The sequence below is a fragment of the Deinococcus sp. HSC-46F16 genome (assembly GCF_024171495.1).
Lineage (GTDB): Bacteria > Deinococcota > Deinococci > Deinococcales > Deinococcaceae > Deinococcus.
In genome coordinates this window covers 684,690-706,730 of sequence record NZ_JALJZW010000001.1, presented here as the reverse complement: position 1 = coordinate 706,730, position 22,041 = coordinate 684,690, and the positions used below count along the sequence as shown (strand labels likewise).

Annotated in this window: 20 protein-coding genes; 5 read left to right on the top strand and 15 right to left on the bottom strand. The window is 71.0% G+C overall.

The annotated features are described in order from the left end of the window. Positions 1-21: 21 nt before the first annotated feature. From L1280_RS03575 to L1280_RS03555, 5 genes are all read right to left on the bottom strand, one after another. Complete coding sequence (locus tag L1280_RS03575; protein ID WP_253580701.1) at positions 22-1,263, bottom strand: MFS transporter; 1,242 nt, start codon at positions 1,261-1,263, stop codon at positions 22-24. An 81-nt stretch (positions 1,264-1,344) separates the two neighbouring features. Continuing rightward, a complete protein-coding gene (locus tag L1280_RS03570; protein ID WP_253580700.1) occupies positions 1,345-2,985 on the bottom strand; it encodes a chloride channel protein in 1,641 nt (546 codons plus the stop codon). Positions 2,986-3,041: 56 nt separating this feature from the next. Continuing rightward, complete coding sequence (locus L1280_RS03565; protein ID WP_253580699.1) at positions 3,042-4,493, bottom strand: alpha-amylase family glycosyl hydrolase; 1,452 nt, start codon at positions 4,491-4,493, stop codon at positions 3,042-3,044. A 402-nt stretch (positions 4,494-4,895) separates the two neighbouring features. After that, the gene (locus tag L1280_RS03560) at positions 4,896-7,376 is read right to left on the bottom strand and encodes a phosphoenolpyruvate carboxylase (RefSeq protein WP_253580698.1); all 2,481 of its coding nucleotides are present in this window, start codon (positions 7,374-7,376) and stop codon (positions 4,896-4,898) included. 1 nt (position 7,377) lies between these two features. Further along, entirely contained in the window at positions 7,378-8,169 is a 792-nt protein-coding gene (locus tag L1280_RS03555) for a TIGR00282 family metallophosphoesterase (RefSeq protein WP_253580697.1), read from the bottom strand. Between the two features lie 96 nt (positions 8,170-8,265). On the opposite strand from L1280_RS03555, the gene L1280_RS03550 reads away from it, so the two are divergent. Beyond that, entirely contained in the window at positions 8,266-9,000 is a 735-nt protein-coding gene (locus L1280_RS03550; protein WP_253580696.1) for an HD-GYP domain-containing protein, read from the top strand. Positions 9,001-9,059: 59 nt separating this feature from the next. Here the strand turns inward: L1280_RS03550 and L1280_RS03545 are convergent, their stop codons facing one another. Continuing rightward, positions 9,060-9,692 carry a hypothetical protein gene (locus L1280_RS03545; RefSeq protein ID WP_253580695.1) on the bottom strand — a complete coding sequence of 211 codons (633 nt, stop codon included), beginning with the start codon at positions 9,690-9,692 and terminating at the stop codon, positions 9,060-9,062. 113 nt (positions 9,693-9,805) lie between these two features. Here L1280_RS03545 and L1280_RS03540 point away from each other — a divergent pair, with 113 nt between their 5' ends. Then, the gene (locus L1280_RS03540) at positions 9,806-10,912 is read left to right on the top strand and encodes an N-acetylmuramoyl-L-alanine amidase (RefSeq protein WP_253580694.1); all 1,107 of its coding nucleotides are present in this window, start codon (positions 9,806-9,808) and stop codon (positions 10,910-10,912) included. 49 nt (positions 10,913-10,961) lie between these two features. Here L1280_RS03540 and L1280_RS03535 read toward each other — a convergent pair whose 3' ends face one another. From L1280_RS03535 to L1280_RS03495, 9 genes are all read right to left on the bottom strand, one after another. Next, positions 10,962-11,516: a cob(I)yrinic acid a,c-diamide adenosyltransferase gene (locus L1280_RS03535; RefSeq protein WP_253580693.1), complete on the bottom strand. Its 555-nt coding sequence runs from the start codon at positions 11,514-11,516 to the stop codon at positions 10,962-10,964. Positions 11,517-11,581: 65 nt separating this feature from the next. Continuing rightward, positions 11,582-13,090, bottom strand: coding sequence for a 4-alpha-glucanotransferase (malQ, locus tag L1280_RS03530; RefSeq protein ID WP_253580692.1), 1,509 nt, complete (start codon positions 13,088-13,090; stop codon positions 11,582-11,584). Positions 13,091-13,233: 143 nt separating this feature from the next. Then, positions 13,234-13,704, bottom strand: a complete 471-nt coding sequence (gene greA, locus L1280_RS03525; protein WP_253580691.1) for a transcription elongation factor GreA — start codon at positions 13,702-13,704, stop codon at positions 13,234-13,236. A 361-nt stretch (positions 13,705-14,065) separates the two neighbouring features. Further along, positions 14,066-14,278, bottom strand: coding sequence for a hypothetical protein (locus L1280_RS03520; protein ID WP_253580690.1), 213 nt, complete (start codon positions 14,276-14,278; stop codon positions 14,066-14,068). A 209-nt stretch (positions 14,279-14,487) separates the two neighbouring features. Continuing rightward, positions 14,488-15,564 carry a type IV pilus twitching motility protein PilT gene (locus L1280_RS03515; protein ID WP_253581077.1) on the bottom strand — a complete coding sequence of 359 codons (1,077 nt, stop codon included), beginning with the start codon at positions 15,562-15,564 and terminating at the stop codon, positions 14,488-14,490. Next, positions 15,561-16,346, bottom strand: coding sequence for a pantoate--beta-alanine ligase (panC, locus tag L1280_RS03510; RefSeq protein ID WP_253581076.1), 786 nt, complete (start codon positions 16,344-16,346; stop codon positions 15,561-15,563). The genes L1280_RS03515 and panC overlap by 4 nt, the downstream gene beginning before the upstream one ends. Positions 16,347-16,423: 77 nt before the next feature. After that, positions 16,424-16,792, bottom strand: coding sequence for a phage holin family protein (locus L1280_RS03505; RefSeq protein ID WP_253580689.1), 369 nt, complete (start codon positions 16,790-16,792; stop codon positions 16,424-16,426). A 63-nt stretch (positions 16,793-16,855) separates the two neighbouring features. Further along, a complete protein-coding gene (locus L1280_RS03500) occupies positions 16,856-18,469 on the bottom strand; it encodes an alpha-amylase family glycosyl hydrolase (protein WP_253580688.1) in 1,614 nt (537 codons plus the stop codon). Between the two features lie 79 nt (positions 18,470-18,548). Then, positions 18,549-19,157, bottom strand: coding sequence for a septum site-determining protein MinC (locus tag L1280_RS03495; RefSeq protein WP_104990523.1), 609 nt, complete (start codon positions 19,155-19,157; stop codon positions 18,549-18,551). 102 nt (positions 19,158-19,259) lie between these two features. Here L1280_RS03495 and L1280_RS03490 point away from each other — a divergent pair, with 102 nt between their 5' ends. The 3 genes from L1280_RS03490 (at position 19,260) to L1280_RS03480 (ending at position 21,944) form a co-directional block, all read left to right on the top strand. Further along, entirely contained in the window at positions 19,260-19,652 is a 393-nt protein-coding gene (locus L1280_RS03490) for a S1 RNA-binding domain-containing protein (RefSeq protein ID WP_104990524.1), read from the top strand. 88 nt (positions 19,653-19,740) lie between these two features. After that, positions 19,741-21,402 carry an FAD-binding dehydrogenase gene (locus L1280_RS03485; RefSeq protein WP_253580687.1) on the top strand — a complete coding sequence of 554 codons (1,662 nt, stop codon included), beginning with the start codon at positions 19,741-19,743 and terminating at the stop codon, positions 21,400-21,402. Between the two features lie 8 nt (positions 21,403-21,410). Then, positions 21,411-21,944, top strand: a complete 534-nt coding sequence (locus L1280_RS03480; RefSeq protein WP_253580686.1) for a hypothetical protein — start codon at positions 21,411-21,413, stop codon at positions 21,942-21,944. Positions 21,945-22,041 lie beyond the last annotated feature (97 nt).

The following is a 22,041-nucleotide window of genomic DNA, read 5'->3' as shown; positions in this document are numbered from 1 at the left end:
ACCGGCCCCTAGTCACTCACCCTACGCGTCCCGCCGCAGCCGCCCGCACGCCCACCACGCCGCCGCGTACAGGGCCGCACTCAGCACGAAGACCGCCGCGTAGCCTGCCGCGTCCGCGAGGAGGCCGCCCGCGACCGGGGCGAAGAGGGCCGCGCCCACCAGCGTGTTGAGGGTGCCGATATAGCGGCTGCGCGACTCGGGCGGCGAGATGTTCAGCAGGTGGTTGGTGTGGCCGAGGTTGAAGCCTTGCAGCGCCACGCTGGAGAGTACGAACACAAGCAGATAGGCGAGGCTGGGCAACCCCAGCGCCCCCACCGTCAGGGCCACGAGCGGCGCGAGGCCCGCGCTGACGCTGGCATAGCGGATGATGCGGCGTGACCCCTTGCGCTCGGCCACCCGCCGCCACAGCAGGTTGGAGAGGGGCGCGGCCCCGGTCAGGGCCATCACGAACGTTCCCAGGGTGGCCGCCGGGTAGTGCAGGTCGCGCAGCGCGTACACCGCGTAGAAGGGCTCGGCCATGCTCGCCGCCGCCAGCAGCAGCCGCACCTGCAAGAAGGCCCGGAAGTGGGCGTCGCCCAGCGTCTGCGGGATCGCCCGCAACTCGTCGCGCAGATTGCCGGGCGGGAGCGGCTCGTCCGGCGGCTCCTCCACCCGCCCGAACACGCCGTAGCCCACCGTGAAGGCGATCGTGCCCAGCAGGAAGAGGAGGGCGTAGTTGTAGGGAAAGGCGAGGTCCGACCCCAGGATGCCACGCACGGCCAGCCCCGCCCCGAACGCGAGCAATCCGCCCCACAGGTTGCGGGTGGCGAAAAAGCGCGGGCGGCGCTCGGAGGACACCGTCTTGCTGACGACCTCCAGGAAGGGCAGGCCCGCCACCCCCGACGCCAGCGCGTTGACCATCATCGCCAACACGAAGAGGGTCAGGCACAGGGCCGGGCGGTCGGCCAGCGTCGCCGCCACCACCACCATCGCCAGGTAGGTCAGCAGCCGCACCAGCGCTGCCGAGCGGTAGACGGGCAACTTGTAAGCCAGGGGGCGCACCCGCGCCGCGACCAGCAGTTGCGGCAGCATCCACCCGCCCCCCGCGATGGCGGGCAGCAAGCCGATCACGAAATTGGGCGCCCCCAGCCGCGCCGCGAAACCCGCCACCACCACCGACACGCTCAGAAAGCCGTCGCCCACCGACACCAGCCAGCCGTTGAGGATGCCGAGCCGTTCGTTGGGAGTCCAGGGAGCGCGGGAGGAGGGCGGGGCGGCAGTCACCGGGGCATTATGGGGGAGCCCGCCTTGAACGGCGCTCAGCCAGATGGCTGAAGCCGAAGCCTCTGTGCAGGCAGTGGAGGCTCAGACTCCCGGCAGCCGCAGCACACCCTCCAGGGCGGCGTAAGCATCGGGCCGGGCCAGGAAGACCAACTCGTCGTCGGCGGTCAGCCGCATCTGGGGGCGCGGCACCGTCACGGCGCCGCCCCGCACCACGCCCACGACCTCCACGCCGGGGGGCAGCGAGAGCACCGAGAGCCGGGCGCCCGCCCAACTGCGCGGCACCGGGCGGCGGTAGAGTTCCTGTTCGGACTCCAGCGGGGCCAGGCCCGTCCCGGCTTCCTCGGGCGGGGCGGCGTGCAGGGGCAGCAGGGGAGCCGGGGCAGTGGGGGCGCGGCGAATCGTGACCGCCCCCGCTCCCGGCAATAGCACGGGCAGGGGCGCGGCGCTCTGAGCCCGCGAACGCACCTGCGCGGGCAGCAGGCCCGTCTCGCCGCTGATGGCGTGGGCCAGCCCGGAGGTCACCAGGGCAGCGGGCAGCAGCGCGTCCCCGCCCCAGGCCACCACCAGCAGCGCGGCGGCCAGGGGCGCGTTCAGCGTGACCGTCACGAAGGCGACGATGCCCACCAGCGCGGCCAGGGTGGGGTCGGCCCCCAGCACGGAGCCCAGCCCCACCCCCAGCAGCCCGCCCACCCCCACCGACGGCAGCACCCCGCCCCCGAAGGCCAGCCGCGCCCCCAGCGCCAGCAGCCCCCAGCGCCACGCGCCCTCGCCCAGCGCCCCCTCGCCCAGAAACCCCGAGAGGCCCACCTGTGCCCAGCCGGAGCCGTCGCCCAGCACGCCGGGAGTGCCCCACCACGCGATGGCCGCCGTGAGCAGCCCGAAGGCCCCGCCCAGCGCCACCCGCCGGGAGCCTCGCGTCCAGTCGTCGGGAAAGATGCGGCAGACCAGCAGCGCCGCCCATCCCGCCAGCGTGACCGCCAGCGCCACCCCGACGAGCGGCCCCACCCCCGCCAGCGTGGGCACCCCCACCTCCGGCACGCTCAGCAGCGGCAGAAATCCGAAGGCCAGCCCATACACTGCATACGCCGCGACCGAGGCGAGGACGCAGGGCATCAGCACCTCGAACTCGAACTCAAAGCGGCGGTACAGAACCTCGGCCACCAGCACCGCCGCTGCCAGGGGGGCGTGCAGCACAGCTCCCAGGCCCGCCGCCGCCCCCGCCAGGGTCAGGCTGCGCGTCTCCACCGCGTCGAGCCGGGTGGCCCGCCCCAGCAGCCGGGCTCCCAACCCGCCCAGCACGGTGTAGGGGGCGTCCCGGCCCACCAGCAGCCCCGCGCCGTGCCCCAGCAGCGTGGCGGCCAGCGTCCGCAGTTGGGTGGGCAGGCTGGGCGTGTCGCCCCGCGTGTGGGCCCCGCGCACGAGTTGGTTGAGCGGGTCGCCGTCCTCGCGCGGAATCAGCCAGACGTAGGCCGCCCCGACCAGCGGCAGCGCGAGCAGGCCCCACGGCAGCGCCTCGCCAAAGGCCATGAGCAGCCCGCCCTCGCCGGGGCTGCCGGGGGGCGAGAAGCCGGTGAGCCACGCTCCCGCCTCCAGCACCCGCTCCAGCAGCAGCCGCAACCCCACGCACAGCGCCCCCACCAGCCCGCCCAGCAGCACGCTCAGCACCACCAGCCGCCCGGTTTCCAGGCGGGTCAGGACGGCGCGGGGCAGGGGAGATCGCATCGCGCTGCATGGTAGTGCAGCGGCGCAGGGTTAGGCGTTTGGGCCTAGCCTCACGCCTACTTCAGCGCCAGCGTGAAGGCCGCCGCGTCCCGCCCCGGCAGGCTGAGGTGCAGCCACCCGCCGCTTACGCTGACCTTGGCATCCTGCCCCGCGTACAGGCTGCGGGTCACGGCCTGGGTGCCGCTGCCCAGCCCCAGGGTATTCAGGCGGATGGAGTACGTCCGGCGCTCGCGGCCCCCGTGCCAGGCGGCCAGCACGCGCTCATTCCCGCTCTGGCGGGTCAGCAGCAGCAGGTTGTCTTCCAGTCGGGCGGGCACGGGCAGCAGTTTCTGATCTCCCACGCTCAGCGCCCGGCTGGCCTTGCGGGCGGCGATGGCGCCCTGCGCGGCCCCGAAGACCTCGCGCTCGGCCGGAGTCCACTCGTTCTCGAAGCGCATGGAGCGGCGGTTGTCGGGGTCGCCCCCGCCGCGCATGGCGATCTCGGTCCCCTGCCAGATCACCGGAACCCCCTTGAGGGTCATCAGCGCCCGCAGGCCGTAGCGGGTGCGGGCCTGCCCCTCGTCCTCGAAGAGCGACCCCTGGGCGAAGCGCGGCACGTCGTGGTTGTCGAGGAACAGGGCCACCTCACCGGGGCGCGGCAACTCGTCCTGCCGGGCCAGCACGTTCGCCACGTTCGTCAGGCTGCTATTGCCCATCACGCTCTGGCGCATCGCTCCTTGCAGGCTGAAGAGAAACAGGCTGTCGAACCCCGCCTTCTGCCAGTCGGCCACCGTGCCCGTGTCGGCGTCGTACCACTCGCCCAGCGTCCATGTCCCGGCGGCGCGGTCACGGGTCAGCAGGTCGCGCAGGAACGGCCCCTCCACATGCTTGATCGCGTCGTAACGGAATGCGTCCACTCCCTGCCCCCGCCAGAAGTCGGCGTTTTCCAGCAGGAACTGCCGCACCTCCGGATTGCTCTGGCGCAGGTCGGGCAGGCCGGAGAGGGGGCAGTCCACGTCACGGTTCTGGGTCGCGGCGCACTGCGCTTCGCCATTGAACCACGCGGGCTTCTGACGCACGGTCGGCGCCTCGTAGCCGTAATGGTTGATGACCTGATCGAGCACGACGCGCATTCCCGCCGCCTTCGCCGCCGCCGTGAACTTGCCGAAGTCGGCCAGGGTGCCAAAGTGGGGGTCCACGTCGCGGAAATCGGCGGGCCAGTAGCCGTGGTAGGCCGCCGTGTCGAAGGAATTGGCCGTCTGCTGGCGGTAGACCGGCGTGAGCCAGATCGCCGTCGCGCCGAGTTTCTGAATGTAGGGCAGCTTGGCGGTCAGACCGGGCAGGTCGCCGCCATGCCACGCGCGGAGGTTGGCGCGGTCCACGCCCGCGTTGTTGGCTTTGTTCCCGTCGAAAAAGCGGTCGGGCATGACCTGGTAGATGATCTGGCCCTCGAATGTGGGGAGGGCGGGGGCGGTCTGGGCGCTAGCGGCGGAGGCCAGCAGCAGGGCGGTGAGGGGGAGGGGGCGCATGGGGGCAGGGTAGCGTGTGGGGTTGGGTTGCTGCGTGGATGCTTTAGGGCTGGGCATCTTGATCCGGCTTGCCCCACCCCCCAGCCCCCTCCCCAGAGGGAAGGGGGAGCGGCGCTGCGCTAGGCAAAGGTCGCCCCCCCATATTCCGTCCCGGTCTGCCTCGCCCCCGTTTCCCCCTCCACGCCATCCTGCCGCCCAAGTGAAGGGCCTCGGCGCAGATGCGCCGAACGGCTCGTCTGCCTGGAAATTGGACTCGCAAGGCGGGGACGTTGAGATCGGCTGACACAGGAAAAAGACGGCTTTTGCGAGAGCATGTTTTACCCCTCGCCCCCTGCGGAAGAGGGGCGTTGCGAAGCAACGGGGTGAGGGGGCGTGTGACCACCTTCTCCGCCCACCGCCCCCTCACCCCGTATTCCGTACCCCCGCCGCGATTCCCTGGAGGCTCAGCAGCAGCGGGCGCTCGAAAGTCGCCTCGCCCTCTGCCTCCGCCCGGGCGCGGCGCAGCAGCTCGGCCTGGATGCGGTGGATGGGGTCGATGTAGGGGTTGCGCAGCCGGATGCTCTCGCGCAGCCTTGGCTCGTTCGCCAGCAGCTCGGTGCCCACCGCCTCTTCCACCCGCCGCACCGTCTCTGCATAGGCCTCCTTCAGCCGCGCGGCGAGCGGGCTGCTTCCGGTCAGGCGCAGGTATTCCTCGAAGATCAGCAGGTCCGTCTTGGCGAGGCTCATCTGCGCGTTGTCGAGCACCGAGCGGAAGAAGGGCCACTGGGCGTACATCGTCCCGGCCAGTTCGGGGCCGATCTCGCGCAACCCCTCGGCCAGCCCGTACCAGCCGGGGAGATTGGCGCGGTTTTGCGTCCAGCTCATCACCCAGGGAATCGCGCGGAGGTTCGACAAGGTGGGCGCTCCGGGCCGCCGCACCGGGCGCGAGGCGATGTTCAGGCGCGAAATCTCGTGGATGGGGGTGACGGCCTCGAAAAAGGGCAGGAAGTCGGGGTCGTCCACCAGCGCCCGGTAGGCGGCGGCGCTCGCTTCCGCCGCGCGGCCCAGCGCCGCCGTCCACTCGGCGGGCGGCTCGTCGGCGGGGCGGGCGGCGGCGAGAAGCATCCCATAGAGGGCCTGTTCCAGATTGCGCCGCGCCAGGACGGGGTGGCTGTACTTGTCGGCCAGCGCCTCCCCCTGCTCGGTGAGGCGCAGCCCCGCGTCAATCGTCCCGGCGGGCTGTCCCAGGATCGCCCGCGACGCCGGGCCACCCCCCCGCCCGATGGACGTGCCGCGCCCGTGGAAAAAGCGCCAGCGCACCCCCGCCCGGCGGCAGACCTCGCTGAGTTGCCGCTGCGCCTCGTGCAACGCCCAGTTCGCCGCCAGGAACCCCGCGTCTTTGTTGGAATCCGAATAGCCCAGCATGATCTCCTGCACGTCGTCGCCCAGCACCGCCCGGTACTCCGGCAGGGCGAGCAGCTCCCAGACGACCCCTGGAGCGCGGCGCAGGTCGGCCAGCGTCTCGAAGAGGGGCACCGGCAGCACCCGCACCCCCACCTCCCGCGCGAGCAGCAGCGGCTCCAGCACGTCGCTGACGCTCTCGGCCATGCTGATCACGTAGCGGCCGAAGGCGCGGGGACCGCTCGCCCGGATCGCCGCCTGCACCTCGCGCAGCGGCCCGACCGCCGTTTCCAGCTCGGGCGTCAGCGGCTCCCCGGCGGGCCACAGCGGGCGGCGGGAGCGCAGCTCTCGGGTCAGGACCTCCTGCCGGGCGTGCTCGGGCAGCGCCAGGTAGTCGTCCTCCACCCCGGCGGCAGCCAGCAGCCGCGCGACGGCCGCCTCGGTCTGCCCACTGTGCTCGCGGATATCCAGGCTGACGAGGTGGGTGCCGAACACACGGGCCACCGTCAGCAGCGGGGCCAGCAGCCGCTCGGCACTACGAGGCTGGCCTTCCGCGATCAGCCGTTCCCGCAAGGCCTCCAGCCGGGGCACGAGGTCGGGGACGGTCCCACCCTGCACCTCCGCGTACAAGGCCTGAATCTCGGTCCGGAAGGTGCCGCCGCTGTCCTCCAGCTCCTCCTGGCTGAGGTCGGCGTAGGCGCGGCGCAGGGCAGGCAGCAGCAGCTCGCGTGCCCGCTCGCGGTGCAGGGCCAGGGCCTCGCGGGTGGCCTCCGGCGTCACGAAGGGGTTGCCGTCGCGGTCGCCCCCCATCCACGAGGAAAAGGAGAGCGGCAGGGTCGCTGCCGTCTCCCGCCCGTACACCCGCCGAAAGGCCCCCGTGAGGTCCCGCTGCAATTCCGGCAGCGCCCGCGTGATGGAGGTCAGGTAGGTCAGCCCGCCCTTGACCTCGTCCTGCACGGTGGGCCGCAGCCGCCGCAGTTCGGGGGTGCCCCACAGCGCCTCGACGTGCGCGGCGACCTCCTCCTGCGCCTCCTCACGCTCCAGGTCGGGCAGAGCGCGGGCGATCTCGACGAGGTGGTGCCGCACCGTCCGCCGCCGCATCTCGGTGGGGTGGGCGGTGAAGGTCAGGCCGAGGTTCAGCCGCCCGATCAGGGCCTCCGCGTCCTCGGCACTCAGGCCCTGCGCCTTCAGCTCGGTCAGTGCCCCCTCCAGGCTTTGAGGCCGTACTCCCTGCGTCCCCGACAGGACCCGCACCCGCTCATATTCCTCGGCCAGGTTGACGAGCTGGAAGTACCAGGTAAAGGCCCGCACGAGGTTGGCCGCCGTGCCCGCGTCCAGCCCTTCCAGCAGGGCGTGCAACTCCGGGTCGTCGCCCCCCGCCCGCACCTCGCGCACGAGGCGGCGCACCTCCTCCACGAGGTCGAAAAAGCCTTCCCCCTCCTGCTCCCTGAGCACCTGCCCCAGCGTCCGGCCCAGCAGGTTCACGTCGTGGTTCAGCGCCATGCTAGCCCTCCTCCACGTAACGGTAGCGCTCTGCGGACCGGGCGCGGTTCCCCTCCAGCTCCAGCCGCACCGCATTGAGTTCCGCTGGGCCGCCCGCCACGGTGAAGCGCCAGGGCCGCTCGGTCAGGAACTTCTGGACGGGTCCCTCGGGGTCCGCCCCGATGACGCTGCGGTGCGGCCCGGTAAAGCCCACGTCGGTCTGGAAGGCGGTTCCCCCCGGCAGGATGCGCGTGTCGGCGGTGGGGACGTGGGTGTGCGTGCCGATCACGGCGGCCACCCGCCCGTCGAGGTGCCATGCGAGGGCCGCTTTCTCGCTCGTCGCCTCGGCGTGCATGTCCACGAAGACGGTACCGAGGTCGTCCCGCGTCAGCAGCTCGTCCATCGCCTGAAAGGGGTTGGCGACCGCCTCCATGAAAACGCGTCCCAGCACGTTCACGACCGTCAGCCGCTCGCTGCCCCCCGCCGCCGTCCTCACGTCGAAGGAGCGCCAGCCCACGCCCGGCGTGCCGGGGTCGGCGTAGTTCAGGGGGCGGACGATGGGAAACTGGGCCTCGTCCAGCATCAGGGCAAAGACGTCCTTGTGGTGCCAGGCGTGGTTGCCCAGGGTAATGCACCCCGCCCCCGCCGCCAGGATCGCCGCCGCCGCCTCGCGGTGCAGGCCGAAGCCCCCGGCCGCGTTTTCGCCGTTCACGATGATGAAATCGAACTCGGGCCTCAGTCCCGGCAGATGCTGGCTCAGCAGCTTTCGCCCCGGCTGGCCGTACACGTCCCCCACAAACAGCACACGCAACATGGTCCAACCTTAGTGGACGCGCGGCCCGGCGCCCTCCTCCCCGAAGGGACGATCACCCCTTCCTCACACCCGGAGTTTTAACGTATCTTCATGCTTATGCTCGCGCTCGCTCCCCCGTCCCCTCCTGCGGCCTGGCCCGCCTGTCCCTGTGGGTTGCGGGCCGGGGCCATTCGGCAGGGAGCGGGGGAGGTGCTGGCCCGGCTGGCCGAGCTGGGGGTGGACACTGAGGCAACCTGGGCGGCGGCAAACCGCCTGTCCGCCCACTCGGACCTGGCCCTCGACACGGCTGTGGAACTGCTGGCCTCCGTACAGGGTGGAGGCCAGGGCCACGGGCGGCGGGTGGTGGAGCTGGCGGTCTCTCTGGCCGAGGCCGCCGGGCTGTCCTCCGAGGAGGTCCGCGCGGTGCGCTGGGGGGCGGCGCTGCACGACCTCGGCAAGGTGCGAGTGCCGCGTGAGGTGCTGGACAAGCCGGGGCCGCTGACCGGCGAGGAACGGACGCTGGTGCAGGGCCACGCGGCGTGGGGCGCCGAACTGCTCACGCCCCTGCCGCTCCCTGCCGCCGCCGTCGCCGCCGTGCGCCACCACCACGAACGCTGGGACGGGGGCGGCTACCCCCGTGGCCTGCGCTGCCGCCGCATTCCCCTCGCGGCCCGCATCGTCGCCATCGCGGACGTGTTCGACGCCCTGATCAGCGCCCGGCCCTACAAGCCCGCGTGGTGCGAGTGCGAGGCCGCCCGCGTGATTCTGCGGGGTGCGGGCAGTCAGTTCGACCCCCGCCTCGCCCGCCTCTTCGTGCGCGAGGTGCTGGGCTTCCGCGACCTGCGCCCCTGAAGGTGGGGCGGGAGAGCGGCGCCGGGGGAGGACCCCGGCGCCGCTTTCCCGCTGCCGCCTTACTTCAGGTAGGGCGCGAACCGCTTCAGTGTGCCCGCGTCCGGCTTCGCCGTCGCCCGCAGCAGCCGCTGGGCGCTGAAGGTCAGCAGCAGGTGCCCCCCCGTGCCCGCCTCCAGGGCGTTCCCGTTCACGCTCAGGCGGGCCGGACCCGCCAGCACGGTTTGCGCGGTGCGGCCGTCGAAGGCGAGGGCCGAGGCGCTGAGCTGCGGGCTCTGCGCCCGCACGCCCCCGTGGGCGCTCACGAAGCCGGTCTTCACGTTCAGGACCATCCGCTCGGCGGTCAGGCCCTTCATGCGGGCGTCGCTGTAGTTCGCCGAGCCGGTCGCCATGACCACGCCGCCCTTCAGGTCGTAGGTGAGGGTCGCGGCCCGCAGGGTGCCGCCCTGCTTGGTCGTCAGGGTGACTCCCTGGGCGCTGAGGCGCTCGCCGGGGTGCAGTTGCAGCCGCTCGGCGGTCAGGCGCACGCCGCCCTTGCTGTCGGTCACGGTGCCGCCCGTGGGAAACTCGGTCGCCCCGGTTTCGAGGTTGAGGTTCTGCGCCCCGCGCGGGGTCACGTTCAGCCCGCCGAAAGTGACGGCGCCCCCCGTGCCCAGCGTCAGGGCAGCGAGGAGGGGAAGAAGGACACGTTTCATGCCCCCACCCTAGCGGCCTGCCCCTGAGCCCGGTGAGCCCCCCCGTCAGACCCGGTTCAGCCTGCCGGAAACTTCATGCTTTCTCAAAGAAACGGGGGCTACACTCGGGGGCAGTGAAGCCCCTGATCCCCCTGCTCCCGTTGCTGCTGCTTGCTCCGGCCGCCTCGGCGGCGCCCCGCGTGTGGGCGCACGAGGGATACACCCGCGCCGTCTTCGACCTGCCCCGCGTGACCACGGCGGCGAGCACCGTGAAGGGCCAGACCGTGACCGTGAAGCTGGGCCTGAGTTTGCCCGCCGCGTCCGGCAAGCTCAGCGTGCCTGGCCTGGGGGCTTACAGCGTCAGCGGGAGCACGGTGACCCTCACCCTGACGGCGGGCTTTTCGGGGGCGCGGGTCGAGGTGCTGCCCGCCGGGGGAGGCCAGCCCGCGCGGCTCGTCGTGGACGCCCTGCGGACCCCGGTGGCCGCCTCCACCCCGGCGCCCAAGTCCGCCGCCGTCGCCCGCCCCGCCAGCACGGCCACGCCGAAGGTGGTCACCCGCCCCCGCGTCGTGCTCGACGCCGGGCACGGCGGCAACGACCCCGGCATGCAGAGCCGCTGGGTGCAGGAGGAGGAGGTCAACCTCGCCGTGGCGCTGCGCGTTCGCCGGGAACTCGAGCAGCACGGCGTGGAAGTCATCATGACCCGCGAGACCGACCGCCACCTTCATCCCGACAAGGCCACCGACCTCGAAGCCCGCTCGCGCCTCGCGCAAAACGACAAGGCCGCCGCCTTTATCAGCATCCATGTCAACGCCTCCACCAACCCGGCGGCGCACGGGGTCGAGACCTATTACTTCGGCCAGCCCATGCCGGGCCGCAGCCGCAGCCTCGCCATTCAGGAAAACGGCGGCGGGTCGGTGGGTCAGAAGCTTACCCAGCAGGCCACCAACAGCGCCCAGAACCTGCTCGGGGACCTCCTCGTGCAGGCCAAGCTCGCCTTCTCGCGCCAGCTCGCCCAGAAGGTCCAGGCCAATCTGGTGAAGGCGACGGGCGCCCTGAACCGGGGCGTCCTCACCGACGCCTTTTACGTCATCCGCAACCCCACCACGCCCGCCATCCTGATCGAGATCGGCTTCGGCTCCAACCCGGTCGAGGGCGCCAAGCTCTCCCAGGACGCCTACCGCGACCGCATCGCGTCGGCGATCGCGCGGGCGATTCTGGACTTCCTGAATACGAAGTAGGGGGAGGGGGCAGTCAGCGGGACGCGGGGAGGCCTCGGTCCCCGTCCCGCTACCGCCGCCCCTTCACCATCCAGGCGTGCTCGCCCACCCCCGCCGATTGATTCGCCGCGCGGGCCATCACGAACAGCAGGTCGGAAACGCGGTTGAGGTAGACCTGCACGTGCCCGCCTATCTCCTCCTCGTGCGCCAAGCGAATCACCTCGCGCTCGGCGCGGCGGGCCACCGTGCGGGCCACGTGCAGGGCGGCGGCGGCGGGCGTGCCCCCCGGATGCACGAAGCCGGTGAAGGGCGGGGCGTCCTCCTGATAGCGGTCGATCATTGCCTCCAGGTGGGCCACGTCCTGCGCGTCGATGCGGCTGAGCTTCTTCCCGTAGGGACTCTCCTGGCGGGTGGCAAGGTCGGCCCCGAGGTCAAAGAGCGCGTTCTGGAGGTATTCCAGGTCAGCGTCGAGCGGCCCGGCTCCCAGCGCCCGCGCCAGCCCCACCGCTGAGTTGAGTTCGTCGACGGTGCCGTAGGCCTCGACCCGCACGTGCGCCTTGCTGACCCGGTCGGCGCCGTACAGCCCGGTGGAACCGCCGTCGCCCGTCTTCGTGTAGAGCTTCATGGGGGACAGGATAGGGCGCGGGAGAGGTGACCCTCGGCTCCCGCGCCCTACCCTCGCTCCCCGCTTTACCCGCTGCGGCCCGTCCGCCCGGTCAGCTCGCGCACCCGTGCGGCGAGTTCGAGCGTCAGGTCGCCTTCTGCATAGCGCCACGTCCAGTTGTGCGGTCCGGTCGTGCCCGGCAGGTTCATGCGGGCCTCGGTGCCCAGGTTGAGCAGGTCTTGCAGCGGCACCACCGCGAGGTTGGCGCGGCTCCCGAAGGCCAGCTCGGCGAGCTGCCACGCGAAGGTGTCCTCGCGGGGGTCGGAGTGGGTGTACACCCGGAAGTTGTGCCGCTCCTGCTCGGACGCGGCCGCCCACCACCCGCGCGAGGTGTCGTTGTCGTGGGTACCGGTGTAGACGACCTGATTCTCACGCAGGTTGTGCGGCAGGAAGTCGTTCACCGAGAAGTCCCCGCCCCCGAAGGCGAATTGCAGCACCGCCATTCCCGGCAGCCCGAGGTCGTCGCGCAGCGCCTCCACGTCCGGGGTGATCACGCCGAGGTCCTCCGCAATCACGGGCAGAGCGCCCAGTGCCCCCCGCACCGCCTCCAGCATCTCGCGGCCCTGAGCGGGGACCCACTCGCCCTGAATTGCCGTCTCGGCCGGGAAGGGAATCTCCCACGACGCCGCGAAGCCCCGGAAGTGGTCGATGCGAATCAGGTCGTAGAGCTTGAGGCTGCCCTGAAAGCGGCGAATCCACCACGCGTAGCCGCCCTCCGCCATCGCGTCCCAGCGGTAGAGCGGATTGCCCCAGAGTTGCCCCGTCTCCGAGAAGTAGTCCGGCGGCACGCCCGCGACCACCGTGGGCTGGCCCCGGTCGTCGAACTTGAAGCCGCCGCGCTCGGCCCACACGTCGCTGGAATCGAGCGCCACGAAAATCGGGATGTCCCCGATGATCTGCACGTCCCTCGCGCGGGCGTACTCGCGCAGTGCCCCCCACTGCCGGAAAAACAGGAACTGCCCGAAGGCCACCCGCTCGGCCTCGGCGGCCAGCCGCTCGCGGGCCGCCGCCAGCGCCCCGGCCTCGCGGTCGCGCAGCTCGGGTGCCCACGCGTTCCAGGCGGCGCCGCCGTGCTCGGCCTTCAGCGCCATGAAGAGGGCGTAATCGTCCAGCCAGCCCGCCTCCTCCCGCCGGAAGGAGTCGAACTCGGCCCGCAGTCCTGGCACTTCCCCGGCCGCGAACCGGGCGTGGGCGCGGTCCAGCATCCGGTTGCGCCACACGTACTGGAGGCCGAAGTCCACCCGGCCGGGGTCGAAACTGGGCTGGTCAGCGAAGTCGGCCTCGGTGAACAGGCCTTCTTCCCGCAGGGTGGCGAGGTCCACGAGGTACGGATTGCCCGCAAAGGCGCTGAACGCCTGATACGGGCTGTCGCCGTAGCCGGTGGGACCCAGGGGGAGCACCTGCCAGGACCGCTGCCCGGCCGCCGCGAGCCAGTCGATAAAGGCGCGGGCCTGTACGCCCAGTTCGCCGATGCCGTGGGGACCGGGCAGGCTGGTGGGGTGCAGCAGCACGCCGCTGGAACGTTGAAGAGTCATGGATGGAGCCTCCAGGGGTCAGGGGTGGAAACGGGCTGGAAGTGATTCCAGCCTTGCGGGCCGCATTGTACCCATTCGTACCGGTCGCGGCGGCAGCAGGGGGCGGGAGCCGACGCGCCGCTCCCGCCCCGAACCCTCGCCGCTCAGCTGTACGTGACTTCCAGCACCTCGAACTTGGCCGTGCCCTTGGGCAGCGGCACGGGCACCACGTCCCCCTCGCGCCGGCCCAGCAGCGCCTGACCGATCGGGCTGGCGTCGCTGATCTTGCCCTTCAAGACGTCGACCTCGTAGGTGCCGACAAGTTCAAACTGCCGCTCCTGGCCCTTCTCGTCGCGCACCCGCACGCGGGCGCCGAGGCCGATGCCGCCGGAGGAGTCCTCGGCCACGATCAGGGCGCGTTCGAGTTGGTCCTCGATTTCGAGGATGCGGGACTCGTTCTCGCTCTGCTGCATGCGGGCCTCGTCGTAGGCGGCACTCTCGCGCAGGTCGCCGTCCGCGATGGCCGACCCCATGTACTCGCTGATCTGCTCGCGCCGGGTGGTCTTCAGGAATTCCAGCGTCTCGCGCAGCTTGTCGTAGCCGCGCTGGGTCATGGAGATGCGTTCTCTGGTCATAGCGGCCCAGTATAGGAAAAGCGGTGGGGGTGTGGGGCGCGGGACGGGTCAAGGGAGTGGGCCACACGGCAGCGCAGGGGACCAACCCTCCTCACCCAACCCAGGCGAGCAACACGGCGAGTCTCCCTCAGGAAAAGCCTTCCTGGGGCGGAACGCATGACCGCGGTGCGCCCCCACTCCCCTGAAGACTGGAGGGAAGAATTTGTCAGACTGCCTCACCCGGCCAAGGCGGAGGCGCCGTCCGGATCACCCGCTCTCCTTCGGACGGCCAAAACTTCGGCTCGCCGAGAAATGTGCATGGCGCGTCAACAAATGCCCCCGCCCTGGGTCGGCGCGGACCGGGCAGGGGACGCCTGGCCGTTTAATCCGGGCGTTCCCAGGAGAAGAACGTGCGCGAAGAGACAAGTCTGATTCCGCTCACGGTGCCAGACCCATCATCGCTCCAGACGCGCACCGTGGTGATGCAGAAGAGGAAGCACGAGGTATCCCTTGTCGTCCATGTTCGGGCCTGGGCGTCGGCGTTGGAAGGGAACAGGAGGGCAGCGGCGAACAGTGAAAGAGCAGCCTTCTTCATATCTTCCCTCCTGAGAAGTAGGAATAAGCCGACTGTGTCTGAAAGGCGCACACGCAGTGAAGCTGGGTTGCTGTGGATAAGCACAGCTTAGAAGCCGGAGCCAGAGGTTGCTGAACCCAGTTCAAAACAATTCTTGCATCCTCATTGTGGCGGCTGTCGGCATGAAATCTGCTTGCGCCGACGTTCAGCCCCGATGTCCTCTGTCCCGCTCAGAACCCTGCCCCCGCCCGCGTCACCATCAGCCGGACCTCGTGCGGGCTGGTCGCCGCCGCGAGCGCCTCGTCCATGTGGATCAGGCCGTGCTGGTAGAGCTGCACGAGGTGCTGGTCGAAGGTCTGCATGCCCCGGATGTTGTCTTCCATCAGGGCGCTCTTGATCAGCGGGGTCTTGTCCTCGTCCTTGATGTAGTCCTGAATCAGCGGCGTGTTGAGCAGGATTTCGGTCCCCAGCACCCGGCCCGCCCCGTCAGCCCGTGCGAGGAGGCGTTGGCTCACGATGCCGACGAGCGACTCCGCGAGCTGCACCCGCACCTGGTCGCGTTCGTGGGGGGCGAAAAAGTCGATGATGCGGTTCACGCTGCGGATGGCGTCCTGGGTGTGCAGGGTGGAGAGCACGAGGTGCCCGGTCTGCGCGGCCGAGAGCGCCGCTTCCACGGTGTCCTTGTCGCGCATCTCGCCGATCATGATCACGTCGGGGTCCTGCCGCAGGGCGTACTTCAGCGCGGTGCGGAAGTCGCGGGTGTCGGGGCCGATCTCGCGCTGCACCACGAGGCTCTTGCCGTGGCGGTGCAGGTATTCGATGGGGTCCTCGATGGTGATGATGTGCCGGGCGTGCGTGCGGTTGATGTGGTCGATCAGCGCGGCGAGGGTGGTGCTCTTGCCGCTGCCGGTCGGCCCGGTCACGAGGACGAGGCCGCGCGGCGCGTCGGCCAGCGAGCGCAGCACGTCGGCGGGCAGGCCCAGCGTGTCGAAACTGGGAATGGTTTCGTTCACCGTCCGCATCACGATGCCCACCACTCCGCGCTGCTTGAAGACGTTGCAGCGAAATCTCCCCAGCCCCGGCACGCTGTAGGCGAGGTCGATCTCCTGCCCGTAGCCCACGTCCTCCCACTGGTCCGGCGAGAGGATCGCCTGCGCGAGGGCCGAGGTGTCGGCGGGCATCAGCACCGCATCGCCGAAAGGCATCAGCCCCCCGTTCAGCCTTCCGACCGGGGGACTGCCGACCTGAAGGTGCACGTCCGACGCCCGGCGGGAGACCATCTCGCGCAGCAACTCGTCGAGGGTCAGCACGTGGGCGTCGCCTCCGGCTCGGGGAAGAGGGCCATGTTGTCGATCAGCCGGACGCCGAACAGCCGGGCAGCCACGAGCACGCGGGTCATGGGGTCATTCTCCACGGCGGGTCTTTCGCGCATGTCACCGTCGACCACCGCGAGGTAATCGAGCGCGAGGTCCGGTTCCTCCGCCAGCACCGCCAGTCCCGCCCGCCGTAAGGCTGCCGTGTCCCGCTCGCCCGAGGCTGCCGCCGATTGCACCGCCCGCAGCGCCCGCGAGAGCACGCTGGCCCGCTCCCGCTCCTCCGGCGTGAGGTAGCTGTTGCGGCTGCTCAAAGCCAGCCCCGACGCCTCGCGCACCGTGGGCACGCCGACGATCTCCACGGGCACCGACAGGTCGCGCACCATCCGCCGCACCACGGCGAGCTGCTGCCAGTCCTTTTCCCCGAAGTAAGCCCGGTCTGGCCCCACGAGGTTCAGCAGCTTGAGCACCACCGTCGCCACCCCGTCGAAGTGACCGGGGCGCGACTCGCCCTCCAGCGGTCCGGACACGCCCTCCACCCGCACGGTGGTCGCGTGGCCGGGGGGGTACATCGCCTCCGCCTCCGGGTGAAAGAGCACGTCGGCCCCCGCCCCGCCCGCCAGCGCGAGATCGCGTTCCAGGTCGCGGGGATAGCGCGAGAGGTCCTCGTTCGGGCCGAACTGGGTGGGGTTCACGAATACGCTGACCGCCACCACGTCGCACTCGGCGCGGGCGCGGCGGATGAGTTCGGCGTGGCCATCGTGCAGGTAGCCCATCGTGGGGACGAAGCCCACCCGGCCCCGCCCGGCCAGCGCTGACCGGACCTCGGCGGGGTCGCGCAGCAGCGTGGGGGTCAATCGCGGCCCCCGTCCAGGCCCAACGCGTTGACGAGGGCGTCCAGCACCCAGGAGATCAGCGTCAGGATCAGCGCCCCCACGATGGCGGCTCCGAACCCCGCCACGTTCAGCGCCGTCACGCTCGCCACCAGCCACAGCACCACGCCGTTCACGACCAGGGTAAAGAGGCCCAGCGTCAGCACGTTGACGGGCAGGCTGAGCAGCAGCAGCACCGGGCGGATCAGCGCGTTCACGATGCCCAGCACCAGCGCGGCCAGGATGATGCTCACGGCGTCCGCCCCCGGCGCGAAGCTGACCCCGCCGTACACCCGCGTCACGAGGTAGAGCGCCAGCGCATTGACCAGCAGCCGAATCAAGAAGCCCATGCCCGGAGCATAAACCGGACCTGGGCTGGGGGAGAGGGTGTGACGGTAGGGGCTGGTCAGCGCTCAGGCCAGCCGCACCACCCGCGCCTCGTTGGGCCGCAGCTCTGCTCCCACTTGCGGCCTGTCGCCCAGGCTGCTCAGCAGCGTCTCGCCGGAACCGAGGTCCAGTTCCCGCGTCTCCGGGCCGAAGTTCAGCAGAACCGCCAGCCGCTCCCCGCCTTGCGTGCGCTCGAAGGCGAAGACGTCCGCGTGCCCGGTCTCCAGCGAGCGGTACTCGCCGCCTACCAGCGCCGGATGCTCACTCCGCAGCCGGGTCAGCGCCCGGAAATAGTGGAGGTCGCTCGCGGGATCGGCCTCTTGCGCAGCGACGTTGACCTCGCGGAAGTTCTCGGCGACCGGCAGCCAGGGGGTGACTCTCTCGGGCGCGAAGCCCGCGTTCGCAGAAGCGTCCCACTGCATCGGCGTGCGCTCGGGGTCGCGGCTGGCGCTGGGCACGTCCGGCTGCTGGAGGCCCGCCGGGTCCACCATCTGCTCGAAGGGGACGGGGACGTTCTCCATGCCGATCTCGTCGCCGTAGTAGACGGTCGGCGTGCCGCGCAGGGTCAGCAGCAGCGTCTGGGCGACCCGGTACTGCGCCGCCCCCACCCGCGTCTTGAAGCGGTGCTGGTCGTGGTTGCCCAGCACCCAGTTGGGCCAGGACTGCGCCTCCCGGCAGGCGGCGTCATACCCGTCCGCGAAGGCGCGAATCTCGCGGGCGTCCCAGGGCGTCAGGATCAGGTGGAAGTTGAAGGGCAGGTGCGCGAGCGGTTCCTGGGGCGTGCCGCTGTAGCGCAGCAGCCGCTCGGTGGGAAGGTAAATTTCGCCCACCATCATGCGGTCCTCGAACTCGTCGAGCACCTCGCGCATCATCCGCACGTAGCGCAGGGTCTGGGGCTGGTCGTTGGTGTAGATGTGCAGCGTCTGCGCGTACTCGATCATGCCGGGGCGCCACTCGGGGTTGCGGGGCTCGTCCAGAAAGCGCTCGTCCTCCGCGAGCAGGTTCAGCACGTCCACCCGGAAGCCGTCCACGCCCCGCCGCATCCAGAAGCGCAGCACCTCCAGCATCGCGGCCCGCACGTCGGGATTCGCCCAGTTGAGGTCCGGCTGCGACGGCAGGAACTGGTGGAGGTAGTACTGCCCGCTCACCTCGTCCAGCGTCCACGCCGGGCCGCCGAAGTGCGACTTCCAGTTGTTGGGGGGGCCGCCGCCCTCGGCCGGGTCACGCCAGACGTACCAGTCCCGTTTCGCGCTCCCGCGTCCCGTCAGCGCTGCCCGAAACCACGCATGGTCGCTGGACGTGTGGTTGGGCACGTAGTCCAGCATCACCTTCAGGCCCAGGCGGTGCGCTTCGGCCACCAGCACGTCAAAGTCCTCCAGGGTGCCGAACAGCGGGTCGATGTCGCAGTAGTCGGCCACGTCGTACCCGAAGTCGCGCATGGGCGACACGAAGATGGGGGAGAGCCACACCGCCTCCACTCCCAGCGAGGCGACGTGTGGCAGCCGCCGGGTGATCCCGCGCAGGTCGCCCACCCCGTCGCCGGAATCGTCCTGAAAGGACCGGGGGTAGATCTGGTAGATGATCCCGCGCTGCCACCACTTCAGTTCGCCGGGCTGCTGGCCGGAGGAAGGCTGTGTCATGCCGCCCAGGGTAGTCCCGCCGGGAGGCGTGGGCCTAGAGCCTCCGCTCATGCCCAGGCCCCGGCGGGTCTGCCCCGGCCTAGCGGTGCGCCTCGATCACGATGGTGCCGCCCTGCAAGCGGGCGAGTTCGGCGACCTCGTTGCCCTCCAGCCGCTTCATGTTGCCCAGGCCGCCGCCTTCCGGAGCGCGGGCCACGGCGTCCCCGATGCGAATCTGGGCCGAGGCGATGGGCCGTGCCCACACGATGGCGTCGGCGTTGCCGCCGTATCCGGCGTGGACCACCCCGCGCAGCGCTCCCATCACGATCACGTCGCCGCCCGCCACGATCTCGGCGCCTGGATTCACGTCGCCCAGGATGACCACGCTGCCCCGGTATTCGCCCCGAAAGCCCGCGCGGACGCCGTGGGGCAGGATCACCGTGCGGGCGCTGCCCTCCTCCTCGCCCTCGGCGGTGGGGGCGGCCACGGTCACGCGTGGTGCCCGGATGCGGCCCGGCGTGCCCCCCGCCTCCCGAATCGCGGCGAGCGCAGCTTCCAGGGCGGCGGGGTCGGCGTCTCCGGCCACCTCCAGGGTGACATTGGCGGCGAGCAGTTCAGCGCGGGGGGCCAGGGCCTGCGCCACGGTCCCGGCGGTGTCGCCCGGTTCGAGAAGGAGGTTCATGCCGCCGAGCGTGCCGCGAAGCTTCATCGGCGCCCACTCTACTCGCACAGATGGGGGAGCTTCACACTCGGCACATGTCGGGGCGGGCGTGGTATAGAATGTGCCCTATGCTGATTTCGGAGGGCACCCTTGGTGCAGCTTGATCCCGGCGCGGTCGTCGAGGGCCGCGTCACGCGCGTGACCGATTTCGGGGCGTTTATCCAGTTCGAGAACGGTGAGACGGGCCTCGTCCACATCTCGCAGATTGCCCACTCCTTCGTCCGCAACATCCACGATCACGTCCGCGAGGGCGAGACGATCGAGGTCAAGGTGCTGGGCCGCGACGAGCGGGGCCGACTCGACCTTTCCATCAAGGAGCTGCTTGAGGAGCCCGAGGAGGTACCGCGTCCCCGCGCCATCGGCCGCCAGAGCCCGCAGTTCGAGGCCAAGCTGCGTTCCTTCATGCGCGACGCCAAGGAGCGCACCACGGGCGGCGGGGGCGGCGGCAAGCGCGGCGCTGCTCCCGGCAAGCGCAAGAAGTAAGCCCTCCGCCCTTTCATCCCCGTCTGGACACCCGCCCCGCCTCACCGCGTGCCGGGTGTCCTTCTCTTTGCCCACAGGAGGGTTCAAGGTGACCCAGGAAACGCAGGCAGACGTGATCGTGGTGGGCGCGGGCCTCGCCGGGCTGGTGGCCGCCGCCGAAAGTGCCGACGCGGGACGGCGGGTGCTGCTGCTCGACCAGGAGGGCCAGCAGAACCTCGGCGGGCAGGCCTACTGGTCCTTCGGGGGCCTCTTTCTGGTGGACTCGCCCGAGCAGCGGCGGTTGGGCATCCGCGACTCGCGCGAGCTGGCCTGGACCGACTGGCAGAACACGGCGGGGTTCGACCGCCCCGACGACCACTGGCCCAGAGCCTGGGCCGAGGCCTACGTGGACTTCGCGGCGGGCGAGAAGCGCGGCTGGCTCACCGGCATGGGCCTGCGCTTCTTCCCGGCGGTGGGCTGGGCCGAGCGCGGGTTTCAGGGGGCAGGCGGTCCCGGCAACTCGGTGCCGCGCTTCCACATCACCTGGGGCACCGGGCCGGGCGTGCTGGAACCGTTCGTGCGGCGGGTGCAGGAGCATACGGCGGCGGGGCGAATCAGCCTGCGCTTCCGCCACCGAGTCCGCGGCCTGATTGAAGAGGGCGGCGCCGTCGTGGGCGTGCAGGGCGACGTGCTGGAGGCGTCGGACGTGGGCCGGGGCGAGGCCAGTTCCCGCGTCGTCGTGGACGATTTCGTGCTGCGGGCGGGCGCGGTCGTCGTGACCTCGGGCGGGCTGGGGGGCAACCTCGCGCGGGTGCGGCGCAACTGGCCCGCTGAGCGGATGGGACCGCCGCCCGCCTTCCTGCTCAGCGGAGTGCCCCAGCATGTGGACGGTGAGTTGCAGGCCCAGGTCGCGGCTCAGGGGGCCAGCCTGATTCACCCCGACCGCATGTGGCACTACACCGAGGGGCTGCGCAACTGGAACCCCGTCTGGCCGCACCACGGTATCCGGGTGCTGCCGGGGCCGAGCAGCCTGTGGCTGGACCCGACCGGGCGGCGGCTGCCGCACCCCCACTACCCCGGCGCGGACACGCTGGGCACGCTGTCGTACATCACGGGCCAGGGCTACCCCTACACCTGGTTCCTGCTCAACCGGGCGATCATCAAAAAGGAGTTCGCCCTCTCCGGTTCCGAGCAGAACCCCGACCTGACGGACCGTGACCTGCGGCGCATCCTGGGCCGGGTGGGACGGGCGGTGCAGGCCCCCGTGCAGGCGTTCCTCGACCACGGCGAGGACTTCGTGACGGCCTCCGACCTGCCCGGTCTCGTCGCGGGGATGAACCGCCTGACGGGAGCGGACCTCGTCGACCTCGCCACGGTCGAGCGGGAGGTGCGCGAGCGGGACTTGCAGGTGGTGAACCGGGCGGGCAAGGACCCCCAACTCGCGCTGGTGCGGGGGGCGCGGGCGCTTGTCGGGGAGCGGCTGATCCGGGTGGCGCCGCCCGCTCCCCTCCTCGATCCCGCCCACGGCCCCTTGATCGCCGTCCGCATGAACATCCTGACCCGTAAGACGCTGGGCGGTCTGGAAACCGACCTCCAGGGCCGGGTGCTGCGGCCCGGCGGCAACCCCATCCCCGGCCTGTACGCGGCGGGCGAGGTCGCGGGCTTCGGCGGCGGCGGGATGCACGGCTACCGCTCGCTGGAGGGGACCTTCCTGGGAGGGTGCCTCTTTTCCGGGCGGGTGGTGGGCCGGGCGAGCGCGGCGTCGGTGTAGGCTGGGCCATGCGTTCCCCGTTGTCCCTGGGCGGCCTGGCCCTCGCGCTCGTGCTGAGCGGGTGCGAGGCGGGCCTGGACCTCCGTACCCCGTCGGACGCCCGCGAGTACGTGCGGCTGTGTGCCCTGGGCCGGGACGACCTCTACTGCGAGGCGATGCTGCCCACCCTGCGGGCGGTGCCCGGACCCGTCAGCGTGATCATGCCCAATACGGGAGACACCGAGCGCTTGGCGTTGCTGACCGATCTGCTGGTCGCGAAAGGGCTGACAGTCGCCGCTTTCCGGCAGGACCCCGCCCTGCAAGCGGCCTTCGCCCGCGCCAACATCTTCCCGGTGGGGCGCTTGACCACGGGCATCCACCGCACGCTGGACGGCCAGGAACACCGCGTGGTCTGTGAACCGCAGGACGGGGTTCCGGACGAGGTCTGTCAAACAGGCGCGTTGCGGGGCTGGGACAAGCAGCATTATCTCAAGGACCCTGTGGGAAGCGTCTATTCCACTGTGGGCCGCACGGCGGGTGACCTGCCCTTCTTCCCCTTCTAGAGCATTTGACAGAAGAAATGAGTGCTGTGCTGACCCTCTCCCGTCGTGGGACTCGCAGAACGGCTTGCAGGGAGGGCCTTGCGAGAGCTTGAGGTGA

What these genes read in the sequence shown, in the direction of transcription:
- L1280_RS03570 (WP_253580700.1), bottom strand. Translation starts at nt 2,985, where the DNA reads ATGCGATCTCCCCTGCCCCGCGCCGTCCTGACCCGCCTGGAAACCGGG.
- L1280_RS03565 (WP_253580699.1), bottom strand. Translation starts at nt 4,493, where the DNA reads ATGCGCCCCCTCCCCCTCACCGCCCTGCTGCTGGCCTCCGCCGCTAGC.
- L1280_RS03560 (WP_253580698.1), bottom strand. Translation starts at nt 7,376, where the DNA reads ATGGCGCTGAACCACGACGTGAACCTGCTGGGCCGGACGCTGGGGCAG.
- L1280_RS03555 (WP_253580697.1), bottom strand. Translation starts at nt 8,169, where the DNA reads ATGTTGCGTGTGCTGTTTGTGGGGGACGTGTACGGCCAGCCGGGGCGA.
- L1280_RS03550 (WP_253580696.1), top strand. Translation starts at nt 8,266, where the DNA reads ATGCTCGCGCTCGCTCCCCCGTCCCCTCCTGCGGCCTGGCCCGCCTGT.
- L1280_RS03545 (WP_253580695.1), bottom strand. Translation starts at nt 9,692, where the DNA reads ATGAAACGTGTCCTTCTTCCCCTCCTCGCTGCCCTGACGCTGGGCACG.
- L1280_RS03535 (WP_253580693.1), bottom strand. Translation starts at nt 11,516, where the DNA reads ATGAAGCTCTACACGAAGACGGGCGACGGCGGTTCCACCGGGCTGTAC.
- malQ (WP_253580692.1), bottom strand. Translation starts at nt 13,090, where the DNA reads ATGACTCTTCAACGTTCCAGCGGCGTGCTGCTGCACCCCACCAGCCTG.
- greA (WP_253580691.1), bottom strand. Translation starts at nt 13,704, where the DNA reads ATGACCAGAGAACGCATCTCCATGACCCAGCGCGGCTACGACAAGCTG.
- L1280_RS03520 (WP_253580690.1), bottom strand. Translation starts at nt 14,278, where the DNA reads ATGAAGAAGGCTGCTCTTTCACTGTTCGCCGCTGCCCTCCTGTTCCCT.
- panC (WP_253581076.1), bottom strand. Translation starts at nt 16,346, where the DNA reads ATGGGCTACCTGCACGATGGCCACGCCGAACTCATCCGCCGCGCCCGC.
- L1280_RS03505 (WP_253580689.1), bottom strand. Translation starts at nt 16,792, where the DNA reads ATGGGCTTCTTGATTCGGCTGCTGGTCAATGCGCTGGCGCTCTACCTC.
- L1280_RS03500 (WP_253580688.1), bottom strand. Translation starts at nt 18,469, where the DNA reads ATGACACAGCCTTCCTCCGGCCAGCAGCCCGGCGAACTGAAGTGGTGG.
- L1280_RS03495 (WP_104990523.1), bottom strand. Translation starts at nt 19,157, where the DNA reads ATGAAGCTTCGCGGCACGCTCGGCGGCATGAACCTCCTTCTCGAACCG.
- L1280_RS03480 (WP_253580686.1), top strand. Translation starts at nt 21,411, where the DNA reads ATGCGTTCCCCGTTGTCCCTGGGCGGCCTGGCCCTCGCGCTCGTGCTG.